The sequence below is a fragment of the Deinococcus sp. genome (assembly GCF_025362455.1).
In the GTDB taxonomy this organism is placed as follows: domain Bacteria; phylum Deinococcota; class Deinococci; order Deinococcales; family Deinococcaceae; genus Deinococcus.
In genome coordinates, this window is sequence record NZ_JANYGJ010000254.1 from 1 (window position 1) to 2389 (window position 2389).

Consider the following 2389-nt stretch of genomic DNA (forward strand, 5'->3'; position numbering starts at 1 on the left):
AGCGAGAATTCCTAGGGCGAGTTCCTCGCCGCTGCAAAGAAACGCCGAGACTCGACGTGGGTGCTCGCCGAAAAAACTAACAATCGCGTTGACAGTATCCTCTGTTGGTGATTGATATCGTTTTGTGTTTACTTGAAGCAATCGCTCACCTATTTCTTGAGGTGATAACGTATCTGCCATCATATCTTCCCAAACGGCTACTTTCATTTGATTATTTAGATCGGCTGGATATTGTACGACAAACCCAATGTCGCGATGCCCAGCATCTCGTAGATGGTTTACCGCTAATTCAACAGCGTGACGAACATTATAATGAACAGACGTAATGCCCCATGATGACATAACCTGACCGACAATTACGACTTTATTAGAAGCCTTCCTCAGCGCAATACCTAACGAACTGTTCGGAGATATATCATCGAGCATAACCAGTGAATAGCCTCTGCGTAGGGCTATAACGGCTGGTTCCTGTTGGCCTTCGCTTAAGCGGACGACATTTGGAAACCACCCTTTTTTATTTGCCAGACGGACTCCAATGCTCAAAAATTCCCGCTGGAGCCCAGCCTCATACGACGATACAATCAGATTTAAAACTGTTTTGGTCAGAGTTTTATTAATCTCTTTTTGATAATATGCGTTAACAAATGTACCTTTTTGGGCACGTCGTTCCAGTATATTATCGCTTACGAGTTCTAAAATCGCACGTCGTACCGTCATGTAAGAGATATTATACAGCAGAGCCAAATCCCGTTCGCTTGGAATCTGGTCGCCTGGTTTATACTCACCAGACAAAATAGCTGTTTCCAACCGTAGCTTAGCAACTTCGTATTTTGGTTTTGGTGAAATGGTCAATTCCATAATGGATTGGCCCAACATTTGTTGGCAGCGCTACTACTTTCCTCTCTGTATGATGATGCTATTATAGCATATGTGCGTGTCATTTACGAGGAGGTTAAGTAACTCCTCAAAACACTGACCACGACTTCTTTCGCCACGACTTCTTTTAAAAGCAATTCTCGAGAATACAACATTTCTGCTCCCAAACTCTACCGGATTTCGATCGGCTGATATTGCGTGGGGTCCTTCGAGCGGCCGATTCCCGGCGTCCACTCCGCCCAGCCCTTGCGCCCCCGGCCATCGTTGTCATTAACAAGCAGCGTCATCAAAAAGCGGTCTCCCAGCGGAGCGCCTCCGGGAAGTCTTGCAGGCACGATTAGATCGTAGAGCGTTTCATGAGCATCTTCATCCCGGCGGATTGCTAGCTGAAGCGCAGTTTGGCCAAGAGCCACGCCTCTCGGCGCAATGTCAAGCTCGGCTACTGGTCCCTTCGCTGTCAGCGCGGCAGTCCACGCATAATTCTCACCGGTCGGCGGCGAAATCGCAAATTGGATCGAGTCTCCCTGCCATTCGGCACCGGCGGGTTCATTCTGGAAGAAGATGTCGTCATGGACATGAATGCTCAGTCGCAGACCCGCGGGAACGCGTGAAATAAACACACGTGCGCTGAGATCATTGTTGCCGTGAAACAGCATATTGTCCAGAGGAGCATTCTGGTACAAGCTAATTATATTCGCCTGACCAAGAGAGATGATCGGGTTTCGCCAGTTCTGCGAATCTCCCAGTCTTTGTGGATCCGTCGCCGTGCGAGGAATTAAGACTGCGCAGCTAAGCGCAACGCTTGCCTGCAGTTCTGAGGGAAGTGCCGACGCCGTGAAACGAAAATTGAGGTTTTCGCGCAGAAGCGGTTTAGGAGGTGCCTTCAAAGTAAATGGAAGCTCTTTGTGACCACCGACCGGAATCGTGAGAGTAAACACGGAGGGCTTAATCCGCCACCCACGCGGCACTGACAATGTCAGTATGCCTTTTATCGTGCGGGTAAGCGGGTTCGATGCTTTGATAACAACTGTCGTTTCTTCGCTGGAGGCAACGATGACCTGCTTCGGCAATGCCACGGGCGAAGGAATTGTCTTTACTTGGTCGACACTTCCGGAAAAACGGACGAATTGCGGTTCGTCGGAAGCCGTCAAGGCAATCAAACCTGGACTGCTGCACAGCGTTCTGACATTACCCATCAACGATATCCGGTTTGCCTTGCCTGGAACACTCATCAGGAAGGGAACGGATGTCTTTGCTTCGTTCCACAGGATCATTACTCCGGAGCGGCCGTCAGGAGCTCCGAAGAGAAGAAAAGAGACATGAGGGGCATCATAAATTGGAATCCGACGGATAAAACGATTGTGGCTCAAGGTATCGATCAGGGTCCGCATGGCCACAGCTGAGGCTTTGGGCGAAAAGTCGCTGCGAAGGAGACCGAAATTGTATTCCGTATTGGCTGGATCCTCTCCATCATTGAGCAGATCATACCAGAAATACGCCTTGTTTCCAAGTG

2 protein-coding genes are annotated in these 2389 nt (G+C 49.3%); both read right to left on the reverse strand.

All coding sequences use genetic code 11. The annotated features are described in order from the left end of the window. Positions 1–858 (reverse strand): GntR family transcriptional regulator (locus Q0R23_RS17525; RefSeq protein WP_293915141.1); only part of this gene is annotated, 858 nt, incomplete at its 3' end. Between the two features lie 188 nt (positions 859–1046). After that, positions 1047–2389: hypothetical protein (locus tag Q0R23_RS17530; RefSeq protein WP_293915143.1), on the reverse strand; the 1343-nt coding region annotated here is incomplete at its 5' end.